Consider the following 24477-nt stretch of genomic DNA (forward strand, 5'->3'; position numbering starts at 1 on the left):
GTCGTGTTGTTCCGGGAGTCATGGTAGCCTTCGAGAGAAGGGGTTCCGATCACCCCAGTGGTAAACTTGTGCCCAAAGGTGGTAGACTGAGGTGCAATTCGGATGAAAGGATGGATGGAACCTTTTGTGTAGTTGATGGTTGCAGCTCGAAGTTGATCAGGGGGTGGTCACGAGTTGGGGATGCTCAAAACAAAATGGGCTTATCAAAGCTGGCTCTTGGATTGGCGCGGGGACCTACGCTTGCTGAGGCAAGTTGGGAACGGGGGATATCTTTACTGCCGGGAGCTATGCGCCGCACCTATCCGGCCAACACGACGATTGCAGGCGAGTATCAGGCCAGATCCTGTATCCTGATCATGACCGCCGGGTGGGCCGCATTCGCCAAAACGCTGTCGAATGGTTCGCGTCTCATCGTCGATTTTGCGCTTCCTCGCGAAATTGCCATGATCGAATTTGCCGGAGAAGCCGGCGAGACGGTAACGGCTCTATCGGACGTGACTGCGATCGAGCTGGCCGGTCCTGTCCATGCTTGTTTTTCGCGCTACCCGCAGTCGATTTGCGAGGCTATCCTGGTGGCTCAGGCAAGCCGATACTCACGGCTCGCGGAACATCTGGCCGGGGCCAGCAGAAGGGGGGCCGTGGAGCGCACGGCCCATCTTCTTCTTGAGCTGGCCTGCCGCGTACATCGATCGGCAACGAGTTATCCGGACCGCTTTGCATGCCCGCTGACCCAGGCGGAACTGGGCGACGCGCTCGGGCTTTCGGCTGTGCATGTGAGTCGTGTATTGAAGGCATTGCGGGAGACCGGGCTGGCGTCATTCCGCAACGGCGTGGTCGAGTTACATGACCACGCGGGACTGATCGAAACAGCTGGATTTGATCGGTCCTACATTTCGAGCTGACGTCAAATTGGCGCCAAGTGAAAATAATCATTTTGGAGCAGTCGATTACGGCAGTTGGACGGACTGCCTTCGGTTCTCCATGCCAGTCCTGTATCAGCCGGCACCGCTTGCGGTTCGAGCGTCCATCAGCGCTCCAGGGCGAGGATGTTCGTCACATGCTGTGCGGTTGCCATGCACGAGGTCAACCCAGGGCTTTCGATTCCGAACAGATTGACCAAGCCCTCGACGCCATGGGTCGCCGCATCCTGGATCACGAAGTCGCTGTTGGGCTCGCCTGGCCCGGAGAGTTTCGGCCGGATGCCACTGTAGGCGGGCTGCAGGCTGCCGTTGGCTAGGCCCGGCCAATATTTGCGGATCGCGTCGTAGAAGCGCTCGCCACGCGCCGGATCGACGCGGTAGTCCAGCGTCTCAGTCCATTCGACATCAGGTCCGAAGCGCGCTGCCCCGCCGAGGTCGAGCGTCAGGTGGACGCCCAGGCCGCCGGGTTCTGGCACGGGATAGACGAGTCGCGAGAAGGGCGCGCGTCCGGCCACCGAAAAATAGTTGCCCTTGGCGTAACGAAGCGTTGGCAGGAATTGCCGGTCGAAGCCTTTCAGTGAGCCAGCCAGCGCCACAGCGCCAAGGCCGGCCGCGTTGACGAGACGCGATGTGGCGATCTCGAAACCTTCGCCGGTAGCCGTGTCGGTCGTCTGCAGAACGATGCGGCCGGCTTCGATATATCCCGAAACGACTTGCGTGTTGAATGACAGCATCGCGCCTTTTTCCTCGGCGTCGCCGCGTAGTGCCAGCATCAAGGCGTGGCTGTCGACGATACCGGTTGAGGGCGAGAACAGCGCCTGCGTGCAACGCAACGCCGGTTCCAGCGCCCGCGTCTCGGCAGCGGAAAGAAAACGCAGATCGCTGACGCCGCAAGCGGCGGCATTGGCGCGAATGGTCGCAAGCACCGGCTCCTGTGCCTCGCCGGTCGCGAGGATGAGCTTGCCGCAGCGCTTGTGCGGGATCGAGCGCTCCGCGCAGTAGCGGTAGAGCATGTCGCGGCCGGCGACGCAGAGACGAGCCTTAAGAGAGCCCTCGGAATAATAGATGCCGGCATGGATGACTTCCGAGTTGCGCGAGCTCGTTCCAGTGCCTACGGCCTCCGCCGCTTCGAGGATCAGCGTATCGAGGCCCTTCGCCGCAAGGCTACGCGCAACCGCAAGTCCGATGACGCCGGCGCCGACAATTACGCAGTCGACCTGTTCCATGCCACGTTCCTCCGGTTGCGCATGCGTCGCGCCAAGCCCCTGCAACCATACAGTCTCTGTCCACCTCGGAAACCTCATGGCGCTATCGATTGTGACACAGCGGCTCTTGCGGCGGCATCCCGCCATGATGCATCAGCAGTGCAGACGTGAGGCGGATTTTGTGAACTTCTCCTTCAGGGAGACAGTCTGTTTTCGCTTCGAGCCTGCAAACAGGAGCCATCATGGACGCCAGACCGAATTCCCCTGAAGCCCGCGATATCCGCTACCATCTGCATGCCTACACCAATGCCCGCAAGCATCAGGAGACCGGACCGCTGGTCATCGAGAAGGGCGACGGCGTCTATGTCGAGGATATTGCCGGCAACCGTTACATCGAAGCGATGGCGGGCCTGTGGAGCGTCGCCGTTGGCTTTTCGGAAAAGCGGCTGGTCGAGGCTGCCACGCGGCAGATGTCGAAGCTGCCTTTCTATCACGACTTCGGCTCGAGGGCGCATTCGCCGCTGATCGACCTGGCGGAGAAGCTGGTGCAGATGGCGCCGGTGCCGATGAGCAAGGCCTATTTCACCAATTCGGGCTCGGAGGCCAACGACACCGCGATCAAGATGATCTGGTACCGGTCGAACGCGCTCGGCCAGCCGGCGCGCAAGAAGATCATCAGCCGCAAGCGCGGCTACCATGGCGTCACCATCGCCGCCGCAAGCCTGACCGGGCTGCCGAACAATCATCTGTCCTTCGACCTGCCGATCGCCAATATCTTGCACACCTCGACGCCGCATCACTGGCGCGAGGCCGAGCCCGGCGAAAGCGAAGAGCAGTTCTCCGCGCGGCTTGCCGACGATCTGGAAAAGCTCATCCTTGCCGAGGGGCCTGAAACGATCGCGGCCTTCATCGGCGAGCCGATCATGGGCGCCGGCGGCGTCGTCGTTCCGCCGGCCGGCTACTGGGAGAAGATCCAGGCGGTGCTGTCGAAATACGACATCCTCTTGGTGGCCGACGAAGTGATCTGCGGCTTCGGCCGGACCGGCGAGATGTTCGGCTCCCAGACCTTCGGCATCAAGCCCGACATCATGGTGCTGTCCAAGCAGATCTCGTCTTCCTACCTGCCGATCTCGGCGCTTATCATCAACGACAAGATGTTCGAGCCGATCGCCGACGAGAGCGACCGCATCGGCACGTTCGGCCACGGCTTCACCGGCGGCGGCCATCCGGTCGCCGCGGCCGTCGCTCTGGAAAACATCAAGCTGATCGAGGAGCGCGACCTCGTCGGCAATGCGCGCAAGGTCGGCGCCCAGCTTCAAGCGCGATTGCGCAAGCTTGCCTCGCATCCGCTGGTCGGCGAGGTGCGCGGCGTCGGTCTCATCGCCGCCGTCGAGCTGGTCGCCGACAAGGCGAGCAAAGCGCCGTGGGGCAAGCCCGCCGCACTCGGCGCACTGGTCAACGGCCTGCTGCAGCAGAACGGCGTGATCTCGCGCAACATGGGCGACGCCATCGCCTTCTGTCCGCCGCTGATCATCACCGAGGCCCAGGTCGACACGCTTGTCGATGCGTTCGAGCGGTCGCTCGACGCCGCCCTGCCGCAGGTCCGGCCGCAGGGCTGAGCCAATCCGAGGCGGTGACACCGTCTTTTCCGCGTCGCCACATAAGACACCGCTAGCCTTCTGCCAGCCGGCGCGACGATCCGGGCCCGACGGCGCGTCTCCTTCCGAGGCGGCCAAGTCGTTGATGGACCATCCGAGGACGGCAGAGGCTGGCATCTTACCATGCGTGAAAAGGTGTTGACGGCGAGATCAGCGCCGGTTTGGAAATAGCGCTTCAGAGTGCGCGCATTGTCCGCCAACAGGAGCGAGGCAAGTATGAAATTAGCGGTTCCGGAGACCAGCCGGCTGAAAATCGGTTTCATTCTCGCCCGTTCGTTCACTCTTTCAGCGTTTGCTCTGTTCGTCGACACGCTGCGCCTGGCCAGCGACGAAGCAGACAGATCCGGCAGGGTCTTTGCCGACTGGCAGGTTCTGGCGAGCACCAGACACCTGATCACCGCCAGTTGCGGCGTGCAGGTCGCGCCGACATCGGATTTCGTCGATCCCGGCCTGTTCGACTACATCGTCGTCGTCGGCGGATTGCTGAACAATGAATTCCCGGTCGACGACGAAACCGTCCGCTACCTCAAGAAAGCCGCGGCAGCCAAGGTTCCGTTGATCGGAGTTTGCACGGGTACCTTCATCCTGGCGGACGCCGGCCTGATGAAGTACCACCGGACCTGCGTCAGCTGGCTGCATTATCAGGCGTTCCGCCAGCGTTTCCCTGATCACGAGGTCCGGGCCGACCGCATTTTCAACCTCGATCGGACCAGGGGATCATGCGCCGGCGGCAGCAGCGCGGCCGACATGGCGGCGTCGATCGTGAGACGCCACATCAGCGAACGGGCGGAGCGGAATGCGCTCGAAGTGCTGCAGATCGACAAGGCACGATCGGCTTTGCACATCCAGCCGCGCAGGCCGCTTGCCATCGAATGCGACGACCCGCGGCTCCAGGCGGCGCTCATCATGATGGAGAGCCATATCGAGAACACGATCTCCATTCCCCAACTGGCGGCATCGGTCGGCTTATCGCGCAGGCAACTGGAGCGTCTGTTCATGGAGCAAACAAAGAGCTCCCCGGCGCTCGTGTACAAAAGACTGCGCCTCGAGCGGGCGAAGCAGCTGCTGCTCGAGACCAGCGTTCCGATGGTCGAGATCGCGATTGAAGTCGGCTTCGAGAATGCCTCGCATTTCTCCAGGGCGTTTCGCGAGACGTTCGGCGTGCCGCCCAGCAAGGTCAGGTCGGCAATGCCAAACTGAAGAGCGGTTCCCCGTTTCACGGAAACGCCGAACCGCTCTATTTTTTTCACGCAATTCCGGACGGAACGCTACGGCGAAGGTGCCGAGCCCAACCGCTCAACACTTTTCCTGGAATTGCTCCAGCGGGGGTCACGCAGGTTTGTCGTCCGGGTGCCCGAGCTCGCAGAACCAGCCGCCGAGATATTTCACCGACGGCTTCGTCGGGTCGAGAACCGGCGTCTTCGCCTCGACGGCAGCGCGGAACGGCTCGGCGCTGTCCTGCGGGATGAAACCGAGGTGGTCCGCGCCGCTGTTGTCGATCATCTTCAGCTTGTTGTCGGAGATGCCGAACGAGATGGTGTGGCCGACACGCGGGGCGGTCAGCGACGCCTCGACCAGGCGCACGCAGTCGGCGAAGGAGAGATAGGACCATAGCATGCGGCGGTCGGCTGGCTCCGGGAAGGACGAGAAGATGCGCAGGCACACGGTCTCGATGCCGAATTTGTCCCAGTAGAGCCGGCTGAGGCTTTCGACGAAATTCTTCGACACGCCATAGAGGCTGTCGGGGCGCACCGGCGCATCGACGCCGATATGCGCCTCGATCTCGTGATAGCCGATGGCGTGGACCGAAGAAGCGTAGACGACGCGCTTCACGCCGTGTTTCCGGGCGCCTTCGTAGATGTGGTAGGAGCCGCGGATGCTGGAATCGAGGATCGTCTGCCACTCGCATTCGAGCGGCGCGCCGCCGAAATGCACGATCGCGTCGCAGTCCTTGGTCGCGGCGATCGTCGCCTCCATGTCGGCGAGGTCGAAGACGGCTTCCTCCTCGTGAGGTGCAAGATCGCCGAACGGTTCGCGTCCCGCCAGGCGGATCGTTTTTGCCAGCGGCACCAGGCCTTTGCGCAATTGCGAGCCGAGCCGGCCGGCGGCGCCGGTGATCAGGATACGTTCGTAGTGCGGCATCATTTACTCCACTTGCGCGACGGCGGCGTTGATCCGCGAGATCGCCTCGGTCAGCACCTCTTCGCCGGTCGCCGTCGAGATGCGGAAATAGGGTGACAGTCCATAGGCGACGCCCGGCACCGACGCCACTCGTCCTTCGTTTAGAAGATAGTTTGCCACGGCCGCATCGTCCTCCAGCGTAACACCTTTGGGTGTCTTGCGGCCGATCAGGCCGGCGCAGCCGATATAGGCGTAGAAGGCGCCTTCCGGCGGCGACAGCGTCAGCCCGTTGATCTTGCGGATGCCGTCCACGACCAGATCGCGACGCGCCTCGAAGGCATGCCGGAAGCGCGCGACCTCGTCCTGCGGGCCGTTGAGCGCGGCGACCGTGGCCGCCTGCGCGATCGAGCACACGGAAGTGCAGGACTGGCTCTGAATCGTCGACATCGCCTTGACCAGCGGCGCAGGGCCAGCGGCATAGCCGACACGCCAGCCGGTCATCGCGTAGGACTTCGAGACGCCGTTGACGATGAGCGTGCGGTCCTTAAGTTCGGGGCACGCCTTGCCGAAGGAAACGAACTCGCGTCCGTCGAACAGGATGTGCTCGTAGATCTCGTCGGAGAGGACAAGCACCTGCGGATGTTTTGCCAGCACGGCGCCCAGCGCCTCGAGGTCTGATTGCGAATAGACCGCGCCGGACGGGTTGCCTGGCATGTTGAGGAAAAGCCACTTAGTCCTTGGCGTGATTGCCTTTTCCAGCAGAGCCGACGTCAGCCGGAATTCGGTTGTCTCCGGGCACTCGACGACGACTGGCGTGCCGCCGAGCAGCTTCACCATCTCGGGATAGGAGACGAAGTAGGGCGCCGGAAGGATCGCCTCGTCGCCGGTCTCCAGCGTCGCCATCAGCGCGTTGAAGATGATCTGCTTGGCGCCGTTGGCGACGACAATATCGTCGGCCGTATAGTCCAGCCCGTTCTCGCGGCGGAACTTGCCGGCCACCGCCTCGCGCACCTCGGCCGTACCCGCTGCCGCCGTGTAGAGCGTCTGACCGGCCTTTGCCGCGAAATGGGCGGCATCGATGATGTGGAGCGGGGTCGGGAAATCGGGCTCGCCCAGTCCGAGGTCGATCACGTCGACGCCCCTGGCACGAAGCGCCTTGGCGGCCTGCGAAGCCGCCATCGAAGCCGAAGGCTTCACCACCGACAGGCGCGAGGCAATATAGCTCATCATTCGCTCTCCGAGATGTATCCCTTGGATCGGTCATTGGCTCGCGCTTCGGCGCTGCGCTTCAACGGATCGCCATAGCCGCCGCCGCCCGGCAACTCCAATATCAGCCGGCGTCCTGCTGGCACATGCTGCCAGCCCTTCGGGCGCATCTTCGTGCCGTCATCGAGCCTCACCACGCCGGCGACGCCGGGCTTGCCGCCATCGCGTCCGCGAGGAGGATGGTTGACGCGGTCGAACATGGCCGAGAAGTCGAACTCATGACCTTCGGTCGCCGCGATCTCGATGATCTGCCCGAGGCCGCCGCGGAATTCGCCGTCGCCGCCGGAGTTCGGCCGCAGTTCCTTGCGCCAGATGACGATCGGGCCGGTGTGCTCCGTCGCCTCGATCGGCATCGTGTGCACGCCTGAAGGGAAGGCCGTCGCCGACAATCCGTCGAGCTCGGGGCGAGCGCCCATGCCGCCGGAGTTGAACATCAGCACTTCGGCGCGGCGGCCTGATGCTCCGGCGACAGGCCGTGCCGAAATGTGGATGTTCCACAGCGCGCCGGCGCCTTCGGCGAGAATCTTGCCGGGCAACGCCTTGGAAAACGCCCCCAGCACCAGATCGGGAACCATGTGGCCGAAGATGTGTCTGAGCGCCACCGGCGCCGGCCGCACGGCGTTCAGAATGTTGACCGGCGACGACACGGTGAAGAAGGCGAGCGAGGCGGCATTGTTCGGGATGTCGGGCGCCACCATGCATTTCAGCGCATAGCAGGCATAGGCCTTGCTGTAGATGATCGGACAGTTGATGCCCCAGCGGCTCATTGGGTCGGTGCCGGTGAAATCGACATCGACATGGTCGTCGCGCACCGAGACCGTGGCCGCGAGCTTGACCGGCTCGTCATAACCGTCGGTCACCAGCTCGTTCGACCAGCTTCCCTTGGGCAGCGCCTCGATGCGTTCGAGCATGGCGTCGCGGGTGCGCGAGAAGATGAACTCGCCGAGCCCGTCGAGCGAAGTCAGGCCGATCTCCTTCATCATGTCGACGAGCCGTCGGTGGCCGACCTCATTGCAGGCGGCGAGCGAATAGAAGTCGCCGACGACCTGGTTAGGCTCACGGACATTGGCGCGCAGGATCCTGACCAGATCGAGATTGACATTGCCCTTTTCCGCGAACTTCATGATCGGGATCTGGAGGCCTTCCTCATAGACCGACTTGCCGTCGGCGCCGAAGCCGCGCCCGCCGACATCGACGACATGCGCCGTGCAGGCGAAGAAGGCCACGAGCTCGCCGTTCAGGAAAGACGGCGACACCATGGTGATGTCGTGCAGATGGCCCGTGCCCTGCCAGGGATCGTTGGTGACGTAGGTGTCGCCCTCGAACATTTGATCGCGCGGGATTTCGTTCATGAAATGCAGCACGGCTTCGGCCATGGTGTTGACGTGGCCGGGGGTGCCGGTCACCGCCTGCGCCAGCATCTGGCCGCGCGGGTCAAACACGCCGGCGGAAAGGTCGCCGGATTCGCGCACCGAGGTCGAGAAGGCCGTGCGCAGCAGGGTGAGCGCCTGCTCCTCGACTACCGAGATCAACCGGTTCCACATGACCTGCATGCGGATTTCGCCAATATCGCTCATGCCTGACTGCCTTTGCGGATCAGGAGGATTGCGCCGTCGCTCTGGACGACGGCGTCGAAGCTGGTGGTGACGACGGTGGACGTTTCGCGTTCGACGATGACGGCAGGGCCCGCAACACGGTCGCCGGTGCAGAGTGTGTCGCGCTCGACAATGCCATAGCTGCGCGGCGCGCCGCTGACGGGATCGAAGACCTCGCGCGTCGTGGTCGGTTCGCTCGTCTTCTTGCCGGTGGTCAGCTCGTGCCTCGTAACGGCGGGACGAACATCCGTCGCCTTGACCGACCAGGTGACGATCTCGATCTCCAGCCCGTCGAGCCCTTCGATGGCGCGGCCGAAGAAGCGCTGGTAGTTCTCCTCGAACAGCTCCTTGAGCTTGGCGACGGCGTCGTCGCCGAACGGCTCGTCGGCCAGCGGCACCGGGATTTCCCAGCCCTGGCCGGCATAGCGCATGAAGGCGGTGATCTCGCAGACGATTTTACCGCTGGCGCCGGTGCGCACGAAACCCTCGGCGGAGTTTTTGAGCTCGGCAAGCAGCGTATTCACCTCTCCCGGCTTGAACCGCGACAGGCGCGTCAGCTTCGAAGCCAGCGCCTCGTAACCGAACGGAGCCTTGAGGAAGCCGATCGCCGATCCGACGCCGGCGCCTCGCGGCACGATGCATTGATCGATGCCGAGTTTTTCGCACAGCCTGGCCGCGTGCAGCGGGGCCGCGCCGCCGAAGGCGATCATCAGATTGTCGGAAATATTCTTGCCGTTCTCGACGGCGTGGACGCGGGCGGCATTCGCCATGTTCTCGTCCACCACCTCGCAGATGCCGAAGGCCGTCGACATGGCATTCAACGAAAGTCGCTCGCCGACATCGAGCAGGATGGCCTGTTCGGAAGCGGAGGTGTCGAGCCTGATCGCGCCGCCGGCGAAATTGTCGGGATCGAGCTTGCCGAGCACCAGGTCGGCATCGGTGATGGCCGGGCGCCTGCCGCCGCGGCCGTAGCAGGCGGGGCCTGGTTCCGATCCGGCGCTTTCCGGCCCGGTCTGGATGCGGCCCATGGCGTCGACCCAGGCGATGGAGCCGCCGCCGGCGCCGATCTCGATCATCTCGATCACCGGGATGGAGATCGGCATGCCGGAGCCTTTGGAGAAGCGATAGGTGCGCGCCACTTCGAAGGTTCTCGCGGTGCGCGGCGCGTAATCCTCGATCAGGCAGATCTTGGCGGTGGTTCCGCCCATGTCGTAGGAGACGACCTTTTCCAGACCGAAGCGCCTGGCGATGTCGGCGGCGAAGATGGCGCCGCCGGCCGGGCCGGACTCGACCAGCCGCACCGGGAATTCCGACGCGGTTTCCACCGAAATCAGGCCGCCGCCGGAATGGATCATGAAGACCGGGCAGTCGGCGCCCATGTCCTTCAGCCGCGTCTGCAGGCGGGCGAGGTAGTCGGCCATCTGCGGTCGTACATAGGCGTTGGCGCAGACGGTATTGAAACGCTCGAATTCGCGCATCTGCGGCGAGACTTCGGCGCTGATCGAAATCGGGATGCTGAGTTTTCGAGCAAGGATCCTGCGCGCCCGGCGCTCATGGTCGAGGTTGGCGTAGGCGTGGATGAAGCCGATCGCCACCGAGCCGAAGCCGCCGGCCGCGATCCGTTCGGCGATTTCCTCGAGCGCGGCTTCGTCGAGAGGCTGCAGTTCCTGGCCTTCGGCGCCGATGCGACCCTTGACCGTGAAGCGATCCTCGCGCGGGATGAGCGGCGTCGGCAGCTGCAGGTTGAGATCATATTGCTCGAAGCGGTTTTCCGTCCGCATCTCGATCACGTCGCGGAACCCTTCCGTCGTGACCAGCGCGGTCTTGGCGCCACGGCGCTCGATGAGCGCGTTGGTCGCGAGCGTCGTGCCGTGGATGATGATGCCGATTTCAGCCGGAGAAATTCCAGCATCGCGGATGACGATGGCGATGCCGTCGAGGATCGCCTGTTCGGGCGCCGAATAGTTGGTCAGCACCTTGGTCGAAAACATCGTTCCTCTGACGTCGAGGGCGATGTCGGTGAAGGTGCCGCCGATGTCCGCGCCGAGACGAATGTCGTCAGTTCTGGAGGTCATGCCTTGGCCTTCTGGGAAGCGAGCGCGGCGTCGCGCATCTGGGAGAGGGTCTGCCGGGGCGTGAGCGCTTCGGGCGAGATGGCGATGTCGAGCACGGCGCCTGTTTCGGACTTCAGCGCCCGCTCGAACGCCGCCGCAAAATCTCCGGTGGATTCGACCCGCTCGGCGTGGAAACCGTAGGCCTTTGCCAGCGTCACGAAATCCGGATTTTCGAGCGATGTTCCGGAGACGCGGGCCGGATAGTTGCGCTCCTGATGTGCGCGGATGGTGCCGTAGATGCCGTTGTTGATGATCAGCACGATCGGCTGCGCGCCCGCCTGCATGGCGGTTCCGAGTTCCTGGCAATTCATCTGGAAGTCGCCGTCACCGGCGAAGCAGACGACGGTGCGCTGCGGGTAGGCGACCTTCGCTGCGATCGCGGCCGGCAGGCCGTAGCCCATGGCGCCGGATTGCGGAGCGAGCAGCCGCGCTTGGCGTCCGAACTTGAAGAATTTGTTCGGCCATACGGTGAAATTGCCGGCGCCATTGGTGAGGATGATGTCGGCGGGCAGGGTCTCGCGCAGCCAGGCGCTGACCGCGACCATGTCGACTGGACCGGGCTGGACGGGAGCTGCGAAGGCGCCCTCATAGGCTTTGCGCCCAGCCGCGCGCCAGTCGGCCCAGGCGCCTTTGACAGGGGTCAATGCCTTAGCGAAGGCATTCGGGCCGGCATGGATGCCAATCGCGGGCACATAGATCTTGCCGATCTCGCGGTCGGAGCCATGGACATGGATCAGCTTCTGGCGCGGCACCGGCACCGAGAGCAGCGTGTAGCCGTCCGTCGTCATTTCGCCGAAACGGACATTGACGGCCAGGATCACGTCGGCGTCGCGGATCAGGTTCTTCACATGCGGCACCATGCCGACGCCGGCCTCGCCGACGAAGACCGGCGAGTGGTTGTCGAACTGGTCCTGGTAGCGGAAGGCGGCGATGACCGGGATGTCGGAGGCTTCGGCGAAGGCCTGAAGCGCAGCACGTCCGTCCGCCGTCCAGTTCGTGCCGCCCATGAGCAGGACCGGCCTCTCGGCAGCCGCCAGCAGCGTGAGCGCCGATGCGATCGCATCCTGTGCCGGCGCGGCTTCGAAGATCGCCGCCGGGCCGCTGAGTGGCGCAGCTTCGGTCATCGTGGTCAGCATGTCTTCCGGCAGCGCGACAACGACCGGGCCAGGCCGTCCGGTCAGAGCGGTGGTCCAGGCCCGCGCCACGATCTCGGGCAGGCGCGAGACGTCGTCGATCTCGACCGCCCATTTGGCAACGGTCCCGTACACCGCCCGGTAGTCGATCTCCTGGAAGGCTTCGCGGCCCTTCATGTCGGTGCCGACCTGGCCGACGAACAGGATCATCGGCGACGAGTCCTGCATGGCCGTATGCACGCCGATGCTGGCGTTGGTCACTCCCGGGCCGCGGGTGACGAAGCAGATGCCCGGCGTGCCGGTCAGCTTGCCAAAGGCCGAGGCCATGAAGGCTGCGCCGCCTTCGTTGCGGCAGAGCACGTAATCCAGTTTGCCGTGGGTGTCGTGCAGCGCGTCGAGAACGGCCAGATAGCTTTCGCCAGGAACGCCGAAGCTCTTGGTCGCGCCGAGCGCGATCAGGCACTCGACAAGAAGGCGACCGCCATTGCGCATCATGCTTCGAACACCCCGCTGTGTCGGCAAGCGGACCGAGCCTGCCCTTCGATCTATACCTGCACGCTGGCGGACCGCGGCGAAATCAAGAAATGCGGTCTAATCGAAAGTTTTTCTTTACTCTGGCGAACGCACCAGAACGCCGGGATTCATCGTGTCCGACGGATCGAACGCAGCCTTCAGCCGCGCCATGAGCTCCCGCTCCCGTACACCCCTGGTCCGGTCGGCCATGGCGATCTTGGCGCGGCCAAGCCCATGCTCGGCCGCGAAGCTGCCGCCCATTTCGGTGGCAAGCGCAGCCAGCGCCTCGGCGAACTCTCCGGCCTTGCCGTCGAAATCGGCGCGACCTTCCGGCGGCGACAGATTGTAGTGGATGTTGCCGTCGCCGAGATGCCCGAACGGGTTGATCCGCACGCCCGATAGGATGTCGTCACAGATCTTTGCGCCGGCCTCGATGAAGCGGGCGATCGCGCCCGGCGGCACGGAGATGTCGTGCTTCAACTGCTCGCCTTCCAGCCGCTGCCCCTCGGGCTGCTCTTCGCGCAGACGCCAGAATTGCGCCCGCTGCGCGCCCGAATTGGCCAGCGCGCCGTCCACGACCAGGCCTTGCTCCATGCCCCATTCCAGCGCCGAGTTCAGAATCTCGTCCAGCGGCACCCGCGGCGAACCCGAGGCCAGCTCGACGAGCAGGTAGACGTCGCCGCGTGTCTCCAGCTGATAGGCGAGGTCGGGCAGGTGCTTGAGCGCCAGCGCCAGGCCGACATCGGAGAAGAATTCGAGCCCGGCGATGAACTCTCCGGCCTCGCCGCGAAGATAGGCGCCGAACGACACGGCGGCGGCGAAGTCGGACATGACCAGCAGCGCGCTCGCCTGCTGCTTTGGCTTGGGATAGAGCCGCAACACCGCGCGCGTCACGACGCCCAGCGTGCCTTCCGCGCCGCAGTAAAGCTTGCGCAACTGGTAGCCGGCATTGTCTTTCTGCACCGCGCGCAGCCCGTCCCACACTGCGCCGTCCGGCGTCACGACCTCGAGACCAAGCACAAGATCCTGCATCATCCCGTATCGGAACGCCTGGCTGCCGCCGCCGTTGGTGCCGATCAGGCCGCCGATCCTGGCGCTGCCTTCGGCGCCGAGATGCATCGGAAACATCAGGCCATGCGGCTCCAGCGCCTCATGCAGCGCGGCGAGCACGACGCCCGCGTCAACCGCGATCGACCCGCTCTCCGGATCCGGTTCGCCGATCGCCGTCATGCGCGAAAGCGAGACGATCACGGCGTTCGGCCGATCGGCGACGGCGCCGCCGCACAGGCCTGTGTTGCCGCCTTGCGGGATCACCGCCACACCCGCCTCTCGGCACGCCTTGACGACCGCCGCTACTTCAGCCGTGCTCGCGGGCCTGGCAACGCCCAGCGGGGCGACACCATATCGGTTCAGCCAGTCGCGCTGGTAGGGCTCGGCGTCAGTGCCCGAAAGCCAGCCTTTCGGTCCGAGAATCTCACTCAGAGTGGCGACGGGGTCGGTCATTGGGATACCTGCAATGTGTGGCACGCCGCGTATAGACAGCAGCGGCGCCCGGCTCAATGACCCAGGACCTGCGACAGGAATTGCCGCGCGCGCTCGTTCCGGCAAGAGATGAAGAATTCCTCCGGCGGCGCTTCCTCGACGATCTCGCCGCCGTCCATGAAAATCACCCGGTCGGCGACGCGGCGCGCGAAGCCCATCTCGTGGGTGACGCAGATCATCGTCATGCCTTCCGAGGCAAGCGTGACCATGACGTCCAGCACCTCGGCGATCATTTCCGGATCGAGTGCCGAGGTCGGCTCGTCGAACAGCATGATCTGCGGCTGCATGCAAAGGGCGCGCGCAATCGCCACACGTTGCTGCTGGCCGCCGGAGAGCTGGCCGGGAAACTTCATCGCCTGCTCGGGAATGCGGACCTTCTCAAGATAGCGCCGGGCGGTCGCCTCTGCTTCCGCACGCGGCCGCTTGCGCACGATCATCGGCGCGATCATGCAGTTCTCCAGCACGCTCATGTGCGGAAACAGGTTGAAGTGCTGGAACACCATGCCGACTTCGCGCCTGATCCCGTCGATGTTCCCGACATCGTCGTTGAGCTCGGTGCCGAGCACGGTGATGCGGCCGCCATTGTGCTGCTCGAGCCGGTTGATGCAGCGGATCATGGTCGACTTGCCGGAACCGGAGGGGCCGCAGACGACGATCTTTTCGCCCCGCTGCACGGACAGGTTTATCTTCCGCAGCGCATGGAACGTCCCATAGTATTTGTCGAGGTTTTCGATGCGCACGGCGGCGCCGGATGACTGCGTCGAGTTCATTTGCGGGTCTCTCCTATCGTTCGCCGGCCGACATGCGTCGCTCGAGGAAAGCGCCATAGCGGGACAGGCTGAAGACGAAGACGAAATAAATCATGGCGATGAAGGCATAGACCTCGACATAGGCGAAGCGCCATTCGCCGGTGCCGTAGGCGGCGTTGCCCGAAGCCAGGATCTCGAAGAAGCCGACGATCACCACCAGCGAGGTTTCCTTGAACGAGATGACGAACTGGTTGATCGTTGCCGGCAATGCGTTGCGCATGGCCTGCGGCAGAAGGATGCGGCCGATGCGCTGCCAGTAGCTCATGCCGAGAGCCATGGCGGCCTCTTCCTGTCCCTTCGGAACGCCTTGCATGCCGCCCCTGACGATCTCCGCCTGATAGGCGGAGAAGAACAGGGCGGAGCCGATGATCACCCGGTAGAGCTTGTCGCCTAGCAGCCATTGCGGCAGCGCGAAGGGCAGGACGACGGCGAAGGTGAACAGGATCGAGATCAGCGGCAGCGAGCGGACCCCGTCGATGATGAGACCGGTGGTCCTGGAAATCCACGGCAGGTCCGACCGGCGCAGCAGCGCCAGGCAGATCGCCAGCGGGAAGCCGATCAGGCAGGTGGTCACGAAGATGAAGAGGGTGAGCGCCAGCCCGCCCCAGGCTTCCTCGCCGACATAAGGCAGGCCAAGCACGCCGCCTTTCATCAACACGTAATAGAGGACTGTCCCTGCCCCCCAGACGAGCGCGATGCGGCGGCCCGTCCAGAAGGCTGGAATGCAGCTCAGCACCGTCATCACCACCACGGCCACACAGGCCAACGCCGAACGCCATTGCTCCTCGAAGGGATAGAGGCCGAAGAGAATGATGCGCCACCTTGCAGCGATGACCGACCAGCAGGCTCCCGCCGCCACCTGGCATGCCTCGGGCCCGCCGCTGGTCGTGAACACGGCAGAGAAGACCGCCCAGTCGAGCAGCTTCCAGACGACGAAAGCCATGATCGCCACCGATATCAGCGACAACAGAGCCTGAAGCGGCGTCGCAAAGAAGCGCCGCTTCAGGTCCTTGATCTTCCCCGGGGCAGGGGGAGCGATAACGACCATCTCCATCTCTCACCCCCTCAACTGATTGCCCTTGAGGGCAATGGCTTTGTTGATGCGATTGAAGACCGCGGCAAGGCTGAGGTTGATGGCAAGGAATCCCGCCATCAGGATGCCGATCGCTTCCAGCGTCTGGCCGGAATGGTTGATGGTCAGCGCCACGATCATGAAGAAGTCGGTGAAGCCCACCGCGATGCCCATGGTCGTCGCCTTCATCAGCCAGACATACTGGTTGGCGAGGATCGGCAGCATGGCGCGCAGCGCCAGTGGCAACCGCACCAGCGTGAAGACCCGCCAAGGGCTAAGGCCAAGCGAGAGCGCCGCCTCCATCTGACCCTTGCCGACCGCCTTGAAGCCGCCGCGCACGATCTCGGCGATGTAGGAGCCGCCATAGATGGCGATGGCGATGGCCAAAGCGGAAAACTCCGGCGGAATGCGCAAGCCGCCCTTGAGGTTGAGGCCTTGCAGGGCAGGGAAATCGAGCGGCGGCAGGTCGGGCAGGCGGCCGGCCGTCAGGATGATGACCGCGCAGGCCAGCGCCGCCGCGACACCGGCGAATTGAACGCCAAGGCGCTCGCCGACAGGCCGGCTGAGGCGTGATGTCCGTCCGAGCCAGACTGGAAGCGCGATCGCCGCGATCACCGCCATAGCGGTCGCCGCCAGCGCCAGACCGCCGACGTTGGGGACCGGCACGTAAAGGCCGCGGCTGGTCAGCAGAATGCCAAAGGCCTCATGCGCGGCGCGCGGCGTCGGCAGATGCGTAATGACGGCGTACCAGAAGAAAACCTGGAGGATCAGCGGGATGTTGCGGAAGATGTCTACATAGGTGCGGCCGAGCAGCCGCGCCAATTCATTCGAAGAGGTGCGCGCCAGACCGATGATCGTGCCGACGATCGTCGCCAGGATCAGCCCGGTGGTTCCGAGGAACAGCGTGTTGATGATGCCAATGAGGAAATACCACCAGTAGGGATCATTGGCTGTGGCGGGCAGGAGCGAGAAGTTCACGTCCCAGCCGGTCGACTTGAACAGGAAGTCGAACCCCGAGGTTATCCCTTGCTCCGCCAGGTTCCGCCTTGCGATCATCACGCAGGCAAGGATCATCGCGACCAGCGAGCCGACGTAAAGAACCTGCAACAGCGTGTTGCGTACCCTCTGATCTCTCAGCAGGCTGATCATCAGCGTCTTTCCCGAATTGGCGCCAGCTCCGCCTGGCAAGAGCCAGGCAGAGCCAAGAGCGGGATGCGTTCAATTTTGCTTGGTCGCATTTCTGCGGCGCCAAATCGATTTCATTTGGCTGCAAATGCTTAGGCGGATCAGTCGATCACCAGTGGGAACACGACGCCGCCATTGTTCCACAGGTTGGTGAGCTCGCGATCCATCTTGTAGGGCGAGTCCTTGCCGAGATCGCGCTCGAAGATCTCGCCGTAATTGCCGACCTTCTTGATCACGTTGTAGGCCCAGTCGTCGGCGAGACCGAGACCCTTGCCCATGCCCGGCGTGGCGCCGAGGAATTTCGCCACCTGCGGCGAGGTCGGCTTGGCCTTGATCTCGTCGACATTCTTGGAGGTGATGCCTTCCTGCTCGGCGAAGATCAGGGCGCTGAGCGTCCAGTTGGCGATGTCGACCCAGTTGTCGTCGCCCTGCCGCATGATCATGACTTCGGGCTCGACCGCGAGCACGTCGGGCAGGATCACATGGTCTTCGACCTTGCTCTTGGCGATGCGGGCAATGGCGAGCGTCGGTCCCCACTGCGCATAGAGATCGCAGCGGCCGGAGAAGTAAGCCTGTTCGAGCTCTTCCGTCTTTTCGATGAGCACGGGCTCGAGCTTAATACCGAGCTTCTGGGCATAGGCGGCAACCTGCTGTTCCTGCGAGGTGCCGGCGGGGATGCAGATCGTGCCGCCATTGGCGTCCTTGAGCGACTTCAGGTTGAGCTCCTTGTGCGCCATTACCTTGGTCGTGCCGAGGTAATAGGACATGGAAAATTGCAGGCCGAGTTCGGTGTCGCGGCTGAGCGTGCCGCCCGAGGCCTTGATGATGATGTCGACATCGCCCGACTGGAGCGACGGCCAGCGCTGCGCCCAGCTGATCGGCACGATTTTCAGCTTTGCCGGATCGCCGAACACGGCGGTCGCCACCGCTTTGCAGAGGTCGATGTCCATGCCCTTCCAGTTGCCCTTGTCGTCCACCTCGGCAAAGCCGAGATAGGAGCCGTCATGGCCGGTGCAGTTCAGCACGCCGCGCGCCTTCACGGTCTCCAGCGTCTTGCCGCCCGCCGCTTCCGCAGGCACCGCGAAATGCACCAGGCCAAGGGCCAAGGCGGCAGCCCCCCATTTCATCATTTTCATGTTGTTGTCTCCACTGTTGAGGTTGTTTTGGTTCTTGTTTTTGGAGGTCCGGAAGAACCCTTTCGGAACTCGGTCGCGAAGCCGCTCCTAGTCGGAGAGCGGGGTCGGTTTCGGCACGGAGGAAATCTTCAGGTCACTGCCCCAGTCCTGCTGGACGAGCCATCGGTGGAGGGCAGCCACCGCCTTCACGCGCAGATGCCCGCGTGGGACGATCAGGTAAAAGCCGGGGACTTCCTCAGGCTTCATGTCTGAAAGCGCGTCACGGCCAAGCGGCGCCACCAATGCGCCCGACCGAAAGTCCTCCTCGGCGTCGATGACCGAGACCAGTCCGATGCCTATGCCCTGCAAGGTCGCACGGCGCATGGTCGCGGCATCGTCGAAGCCGATGCTGCGGTCGCCCTCGGTCTTCTCGACGGCAAGGTGGCGCAATATGTCCGGCCACAGCCGCTTCGACTTGACGGTGTCGAGCAGCGTGAACCGCGTCAGGTCCTGCGCCGACTTGATCTTCTCACCGATCGCCGGCGTGCAGCAGATGATCTTCGGATCCGGCACCAGCAGCGTGGTCTCATAGTCCGGCCAGTTGCCGTAGCCCCACTGCACCGTCATATCGATGTCGTCACGTCCGAAGTCTGGGAGGTCGACCATCGTCGTGAGACGCAGATCGGCGCCCGGCAGGATCTCGCGGAACAGCGAAAGCCTGGGCAGCAGATAGTGCGTGGCGAAGTAGGGGCTCGCATTGAGGTTGATGCGGTCACGGTAGTTCGACTTGGTGACGCGGCGAACGCCTTCGGAAAACTCGTCGAAGCCGGCCTTGACGTAGTGCGAGAGCAGGATCGCCGACTCCGTCAATTCGATCGAGCGGCCCTTGCGCTCGAACAGCGTCACCTGAAGCGTGTCTTCCAGGAGCTTGATCTGCTGGCCGACGGCTTGCGGGGTCACCAAAAGCTCGTCGGCGGCCTGCCGGAAGCTCTTGTGCTGCGCGACGGCGTGGAAGACGCGGAGCGCGTTCAGCGAAGGAAGGCGAAGCTTGCCGCTCATCGTGAAGTCCGCCTCCTTTCGTTCGAGACTCCGTTGATCATGCACTGCCGTATTTCAGTCGCCGCCGGCTTCTGAAAATTGGTTCAAGCGTAAATGTAACCGCCCGAGACAATTACGTTTTCACCCGTCATGTAGGTGTTCTTCGGGCCGCCGGTCATGAGCACCCATTCGGCGATCTCGGTCGGCTCGGCGCCGCGGCCGAGCGGGCTTGCCTTGGCCAGTTCCTCGAGGAAGCCGAGGGCCTTTGCCTTCTCGGTGGCCATGCCGGCGGGCGCGACGGAATTCACCAGGATGCCGTCTTTGGCGACATAGTGGGCAAAGGAGCGGGTCAGGCTGACGACTGCGGCTTTGGTCGCCGCATAGTGAGCGTTCTGCGGGTGCGCCTTGAAGGCGTCGACCGAGGTCAGGTTGACGATGCGGCCGCGCACGTGGCTCTTCGGCTCCTGCGTCTGCATATGGCGAACGGCCGCCACCATCATATGGTAGGTGCCCTTGATGTTGATGCCGGTGGAGGCGTCCCACTCGGCGTCGGTGATCTCGAGGAGCGGACGGCGAGGATAGATCGCGGCGCAATTGATCAGCGTGTCGACGCGCCCGAGCTTGGCGACAATGGCCTCGAAGGCGGCATGACACTGCGGTCCGACCTGGATGTCGCAAGCCGCGGCCGCGCTTGGCAGGCCCTTGGCCCTTGCCGGTTCGAGCGCGCTCTCGGCAGCTTCCTGGTTGATGTCGATGATGCCGATCTTGGCCGCACCGGCCTCGACGGCCATACGGGCGAGAAGGGCGCCAAGGCCGGCGCCGCCGCCAACGATCAGAACGGAAAGGTCTTTCATCCTATTTTCCTTGCTTGCTGCCAATCGGCGTGGTCGGCCGGGTCGGCATGATGTCGAAGCGGGTAACGTCGGCCCATGCGGGCAGGCCGAGCAGCGCGACGACCATCTTGGCCACGTCGTCCGGCTGCACGGCGACATTGCCGGCGTACATCGCCGCTCGCGCCTCCGGGTCGAGGATATCCTTGTAGAGTTGCGTCTCGACGCGGCCCGGAACAATCTCGGTGACGCGAATGCCGTGTTGCGAGAGATCGGCGCGCAACGCGGCGGCAAAGCCGGCGATGGCCGCCTTCGTCGCCGAGTAGACGGCGACGTTGGGGAAGGCCGCATGGGCGGCGGAGGAGCCGGTGAACAGGATGTGCCCCGACTGCCGCTCGCGCATCTGCGGCACGACAAGGCGGGTGAGCAGGATCGCGGCGCTGAGGTTCACCTCCAGCGTGGTGTCGATGTCGGCGATCTTCATGTCGGCGAAGTTGCCGAGCGGCGGCATCATGCCGGCATTGTTGATCAGCACGTCGATGGCGAGATCGGCCAGAACCGATTCCAACGCCTCGCGGTCGGTGACGTCGACCGCAATGGGAACGATGGCCGGCCGCTCTGCCTGCAGTTCCTTGAGCGCCGCCTGGCTACGGCCGACCGCATAGACGTCGTAGCCCGCATCGCTCAACGCGATGGCAATCGCTCGTCCTATGCCGCTCGTCGCTCCTGTGATGAAGGCTGTCGTCACCTTGGTTTCCCCGATTGCGGCTTCCCCAATTGCCTGGCGTCAGTGTGCGGCCTGGGCCGATGCCGCGAAACCAAGAAAAGCAGCAAAAAGGAAAGATAAACTTTCGAAAGCCGTTTCGGAGGTTAAAACGTTCTGTGCCGACCGCACGACCTCGAAAGCCGCAAACCAGAGGAAAACAAGATGTTCGGCGCAGGCGAGGGGCTTCCAGCCGTTCGGCCAAGCAAAAACATGGCTTTCGCAATCGCCCGGCGGTTGCCTTCAGCGCAGGCTCTCCGGATCGCAAGTCGTCGCGGCTTATCCGCCGGTCGATTCCGGCCTTTTCATTTTGGTGAAGAGCGAGGCCGCGGCGGCCTTTTGCTCCGCGTCCGTCGCCTCGACGCCGGAGGCCCTCGCCAAGGCGCGCACGCGTCCCAGGCTGTTGTGCAGATGCTTGCGCATGGCCTGGCGGGCGGAGCGGCCGTCCTGCCTTTCGATGGCGTCGACGATTGCCTGGTGCTCGTTGTGGATGCGCGCGTAATAGCTGTCCTTGAGCGCGGGCTCGACGACATAGCCGAGCTGGAAGCGCGGCACGATCATCGGCCCGAGATAAGCGAGGAAGCCGTGGATGAATTCGTTGCGCGCGGCCTTGGCGATCGCAAGATGAAAATCATAGTCGTAGTGGATCTGGACGGCGTCAGGATCCGCCTGCTGGGCGTCAACCTGTTCCATCATGGCGCGGATATCGCGCGCTTCCTTGTCGGTGCGGCGCTCCGCGCAGAGCCCGGCGGATTCCACTTCGACGCTCAACCTGAGCTCGAGCAGCGCGATGGTTTCCGGCAAGGTTCGGAGCGCCTCGTCCGGTATCGAAAAATTGCGTGGCACGGGCGTTTCGCTGACGAACATGCCGCGGCCCTGCTGCGGCACCACCATGCCCTCCGAGCGCAGCCGCGCCACCGCCTCGCGCACGACGGTACGGCTGACATCGTACTCGGCGCAGAGCTCCGCCTCGGTCGGCAGTTGCGCGCCAGGCTGCAACCGTCCGGAGCGGATCTTTTCGGCCAAGCTCTCCGCCACGACGGTGGAAAGCGGCTTGCGCTTCGTCATTTAGGTCTTTCCGTTCAAGTTCAGATTCGGGCCGTTCAAGTTCAGATTCGGGATGATGCCCGAACCGGCAAGACCATTCAAACCGCCGCGGTGACGATGAGTTCGACCAGCATGCCGGGCTTGGCCATCCGTCCTTCGCCGGAAGAGCGCGCCGGCGCGTGTTCCTTCGGCATCCAGGCGTCCCAGACCGCGTTGACCTCATCGAAGTCGCGGACGTCGTCCAGCCACATCTGGACGTGAAGGATGCAGGTCTTGTCTGTGCCGGCCTTGGCGAGCAGCGCGTCGATCTTGCCGAGCGCCTCGCGCATCTGCTCGGCCGCCGACTGGCCTGGTCTCGCGACCTGGCCGGTGAGGTAGAGCGTGCCGTTGTGGATGACACCGTGATGGATGCGGGTGTCGAAGTTGAAGCGCTGGATATCGGTCACGGAAATGCCTCTCAGATTGCCGGCGTCTGCCGGATGGGGTTGCCCTGCAGGTACTGCGCATAGGGCGCCTGGACGAGCCAGCCGGCATCGACGGGCAGCGTGATGCCGGTGATCGAAGCGGCACGGTCGGAGCAGAGGAACAGTGCCGCCTCGGCGACATCGCGCGGCTCGACAAAACGACGCAGCGCAGTAGTGGCCTGGATGGCTTCCGGGTTGCGCTCACCCTTGGCGATCCTGGCCTTCAGCCCATCGGAAAGCGTGTAGCCCGGCGCCACGGCGTTCACCCGAACTCCATGCGGGCCTAGCTCGGCGGCCAGAATCTGCGTCAGGGCCAGAACCGCATGCTTTGCGGGCGTGTAGGCCGGGAGCGAGAGCGGCGCGAAAGAGGCGAGGGAGCCGACGTTGAGGATAGCGCCTCGCCCGGCCGCCGACATCAGCCGCCCGAACACCTGGCAGCCAAGCAGCGTGCCGCGATAGTTGACGCGCCACATCTGCTCGTCTTCGTCGAGATCCTGGTCGAGCACATGCTTGCCGCTCTGCAGGATGCCGGCGCAGTTGACCACGACATGCGGCGTGCCGAACGCTTCCGCGACGTTCTGCGCCAGCGCCTCGACGGAGGCGGGGTTGGCGACATCGGTCTGCACGAAGAGGGCGCGCGGCGCGCCCGCTGCCTCGCTGGCGCCGGCTGCCTCCTTGCCTCGAACGGTATCGCGGCCTGCGACGACCACCTGATAGCCGTCCTCGGCGAAGCGCAGCGCGATCGCGCGACCGATGCCGGACGTGCCGCCGATAACAACCGCCGTCGATGCGTCAGCCATTGCGACGGTCCTTCCGCTCGATGTCGAAGAATTCAGACATGGCCTCGACCTGGAAATCCATCATCGGGCGCCCCGGCTGGATGCGGCAGCCGATCTCCTTCGCCGCCTTGAGCAGCGCCGTCTCGGCCGGTTCCATGATGATGTCGACCACGGTCATGTCCGGTGTCAGCTTGCTCACGTCCATCGGCAGCGGATCGGTGGCCTTCAGCCCGGACGGCGTGGCGTTGATCGCCATATCCATTCCGGACGGATCGGGATCTGCGACCTCGATGCGGCAGTTGGGAAAAGCCTTGTTGACCAGCGATGCGAGCCTTGCGGCGCGGTCTCTGTCGATGTCGGCCAGGCGGATTTCCGCTGCGCCTTCTTCAGCCAGGCAATAAGTCAGCGAGGCGCCTGCGCCGCCGGCGCCGACCTGGAGGATGCGCTTGCCGGCGATCTGGTGTCGGCCTGCCTTCAGCCCGTCGATGAAGCCTACGCCGTCGAAGTTGTCGGCATACCAGGTGCCGTCCGCCTGCCTGCGCACGGAGTTCGCGCTCTGCACCCGAGCGGCGCGGTCGTGAGCGGCGGCGCATTTATGAAAGACCGCCGTCTTGTAGGGGACCGAGATGATGACGCCCCGGATGTTCTCCGCTGCGGTAATGCCGGCCCAAAAAGTGTCGAAATCCTCCGGACGGCAGCTCAACGGCACCATCAGGCTGTCGAGCCCTTTCTGCTCGAAGATATCGTTGAAGATACCAGGGCTCTTCGCATGGCCCACGGGATGGGCCAGCATGACGAAGATTTCGGCCTTGCCGGTTCCGCGCATCGGTTCACTCCTTTTCCTTTGACAGTTCATGGTCGCTCAGGATCTCGAGAGCCCGAACGAGGGACGAATGGTCGGCGTCCGCGCCGCCCGTTCGGGCCGAGCAGGCGCGATCGGGCTGATCGAACTCATGTCGATGACCAGCTTGCCGGCCGAAATGCCTTCGAGCACGCCGCTTGAGCCGAACAGGACGCGCTCCACGTCGGGCGTGTCGGGCAACATGGTGATGATGATCTCGCATATCCGCGCCACCTCGGCGGGGGAGGTGACCACAGATGCTTTCAGATCCGTCGGAAGCGGGGAGCGGTTCAGGACCGTGACGATCTCATGCCCGGCACCGGCGAGATGCCGCGCCATCGGCGCACCCATGACACCAAGCCCGATGAAGCCAATTTTCATGCTCAACTCCCGTACGGCGTCAGAGCGCCTTGCAGCTCAAGTAAGGCGTATGATATAGGACATCATACAAATTTCAATGCACCTTC

General features: G+C 63.9%; 21 protein-coding genes and 1 pseudogene. 3 read left to right on the forward strand and 19 right to left on the reverse strand.

The window, feature by feature from the left end:
* The first annotated feature begins 287 nt into the window (after positions 1-287).
* The gene (locus RFM40_RS21230; protein ID WP_320220810.1) at positions 288-902 is read left to right on the forward strand and encodes a Crp/Fnr family transcriptional regulator; all 615 of its coding nucleotides are present in this window, start codon (positions 288-290) and stop codon (positions 900-902) included.
* Between the two features lie 125 nt (positions 903-1027).
* Here RFM40_RS21230 and RFM40_RS21235 read toward each other — a convergent pair whose 3' ends face one another.
* A complete protein-coding gene (locus tag RFM40_RS21235) occupies positions 1028-2146 on the reverse strand; it encodes an NAD(P)/FAD-dependent oxidoreductase (RefSeq protein WP_320225274.1) in 1119 nt (372 codons plus the stop codon).
* Positions 2147-2367: 221 nt separating this feature from the next.
* Here RFM40_RS21235 and RFM40_RS21240 point away from each other — a divergent pair, with 221 nt between their 5' ends.
* Together RFM40_RS21240 and RFM40_RS21245 are read left to right on the forward strand one after the other, a co-directional pair.
* Positions 2368-3744 (forward strand): aspartate aminotransferase family protein, encoded by a 1377-nt coding sequence (locus RFM40_RS21240; protein ID WP_320225275.1) that lies wholly within the window; start codon positions 2368-2370, stop codon positions 3742-3744.
* 255 nt (positions 3745-3999) lie between these two features.
* Positions 4000-4983, forward strand: a complete 984-nt coding sequence (locus RFM40_RS21245; RefSeq protein WP_320225276.1) for a GlxA family transcriptional regulator — start codon at positions 4000-4002, stop codon at positions 4981-4983.
* 129 nt (positions 4984-5112) lie between these two features.
* On the opposite strand, the gene RFM40_RS21250 is transcribed toward RFM40_RS21245, so the two are convergent.
* The 18 genes and pseudogenes from RFM40_RS21250 to RFM40_RS21335 form a co-directional block, all read right to left on the reverse strand.
* Positions 5113-5925 carry an NAD-dependent epimerase/dehydratase family protein gene (locus tag RFM40_RS21250; RefSeq protein ID WP_320225277.1) on the reverse strand — a complete coding sequence of 271 codons (813 nt, stop codon included), beginning with the start codon at positions 5923-5925 and terminating at the stop codon, positions 5113-5115.
* Positions 5926-5928: 3 nt separating this feature from the next.
* Entirely contained in the window at positions 5929-7131 is a 1203-nt protein-coding gene (locus RFM40_RS21255) for a pyridoxal phosphate-dependent aminotransferase (protein ID WP_320225278.1), read from the reverse strand.
* Positions 7131-8747: a hydantoinase B/oxoprolinase family protein gene (locus RFM40_RS21260; RefSeq protein ID WP_320225279.1), complete on the reverse strand. Its 1617-nt coding sequence runs from the start codon at positions 8745-8747 to the stop codon at positions 7131-7133. The genes RFM40_RS21255 and RFM40_RS21260 overlap by 1 nt, the downstream gene beginning before the upstream one ends.
* The gene (locus tag RFM40_RS21265; RefSeq protein ID WP_320225280.1) at positions 8744-10840 is read right to left on the reverse strand and encodes a hydantoinase/oxoprolinase family protein; all 2097 of its coding nucleotides are present in this window, start codon (positions 10838-10840) and stop codon (positions 8744-8746) included. Before RFM40_RS21265 ends, RFM40_RS21260 begins: the two co-directional genes overlap by 4 nt.
* Complete coding sequence (locus RFM40_RS21270; protein WP_320225281.1) at positions 10837-12507, reverse strand: thiamine pyrophosphate-binding protein; 1671 nt, start codon at positions 12505-12507, stop codon at positions 10837-10839. The genes RFM40_RS21265 and RFM40_RS21270 overlap by 4 nt, the downstream gene beginning before the upstream one ends.
* Before the next feature lie 114 nt (positions 12508-12621).
* Positions 12622-14028 (reverse strand): FAD-binding oxidoreductase, encoded by a 1407-nt coding sequence (locus RFM40_RS21275; protein WP_320225282.1) that lies wholly within the window; start codon positions 14026-14028, stop codon positions 12622-12624.
* A 53-nt stretch (positions 14029-14081) separates the two neighbouring features.
* Positions 14082-14837, reverse strand: a complete 756-nt coding sequence (locus RFM40_RS21280) for an amino acid ABC transporter ATP-binding protein (RefSeq protein WP_320225283.1) — start codon at positions 14835-14837, stop codon at positions 14082-14084.
* Between the two features lie 13 nt (positions 14838-14850).
* Entirely contained in the window at positions 14851-15930 is a 1080-nt protein-coding gene (locus tag RFM40_RS21285) for an amino acid ABC transporter permease (RefSeq protein WP_320225284.1), read from the reverse strand.
* 3 nt (positions 15931-15933) lie between these two features.
* Positions 15934-17097, reverse strand: a complete 1164-nt coding sequence (locus RFM40_RS21290) for an ABC transporter permease subunit (RefSeq protein WP_320225285.1) — start codon at positions 17095-17097, stop codon at positions 15934-15936.
* Positions 17098-17234: 137 nt separating this feature from the next.
* The gene (locus tag RFM40_RS21295; protein WP_320225286.1) at positions 17235-18269 is read right to left on the reverse strand and encodes an amino acid ABC transporter substrate-binding protein; all 1035 of its coding nucleotides are present in this window, start codon (positions 18267-18269) and stop codon (positions 17235-17237) included.
* Positions 18270-18356: 87 nt separating this feature from the next.
* A complete protein-coding gene (locus tag RFM40_RS21300) occupies positions 18357-19307 on the reverse strand; it encodes a LysR substrate-binding domain-containing protein (RefSeq protein ID WP_320225287.1) in 951 nt (316 codons plus the stop codon).
* A gap of 83 nt (positions 19308-19390) precedes the next feature.
* Entirely contained in the window at positions 19391-20140 is a 750-nt protein-coding gene (locus RFM40_RS21305; RefSeq protein ID WP_320225288.1) for an SDR family NAD(P)-dependent oxidoreductase, read from the reverse strand.
* Between the two features lies 1 nt (position 20141).
* Complete coding sequence (locus RFM40_RS21310; RefSeq protein ID WP_320225289.1) at positions 20142-20864, reverse strand: SDR family oxidoreductase; 723 nt, start codon at positions 20862-20864, stop codon at positions 20142-20144.
* Between the two features lie 294 nt (positions 20865-21158).
* Positions 21159-21947, reverse strand: coding sequence for a FadR/GntR family transcriptional regulator (locus RFM40_RS21315; protein ID WP_320225290.1), 789 nt, complete (start codon positions 21945-21947; stop codon positions 21159-21161).
* A 77-nt stretch (positions 21948-22024) separates the two neighbouring features.
* Positions 22025-22372, reverse strand: a complete 348-nt coding sequence (locus RFM40_RS21320; protein WP_320278136.1) for a RidA family protein — start codon at positions 22370-22372, stop codon at positions 22025-22027.
* Positions 22373-22383: 11 nt separating this feature from the next.
* Positions 22384-23190: an SDR family NAD(P)-dependent oxidoreductase gene (locus RFM40_RS21325; protein WP_320225292.1), complete on the reverse strand. Its 807-nt coding sequence runs from the start codon at positions 23188-23190 to the stop codon at positions 22384-22386.
* Positions 23183-23995, reverse strand: a complete 813-nt coding sequence (locus RFM40_RS21330) for a shikimate dehydrogenase family protein (protein WP_320278137.1) — start codon at positions 23993-23995, stop codon at positions 23183-23185. The genes RFM40_RS21325 and RFM40_RS21330 overlap by 8 nt, the downstream gene beginning before the upstream one ends.
* Positions 23996-24100: 105 nt before the next feature.
* Positions 24101-24391 (reverse strand): annotated as a pseudogene (locus RFM40_RS21335) (NAD(P)-dependent oxidoreductase); the annotation flags it as partial.
* Positions 24392-24477: the final 86 nt, after the last annotated feature.

Origin of the sequence: Mesorhizobium captivum (assembly GCF_033977165.1) — a bacterium.
Classification (GTDB): domain Bacteria; phylum Pseudomonadota; class Alphaproteobacteria; order Rhizobiales; family Rhizobiaceae; genus Mesorhizobium; species Mesorhizobium captivum.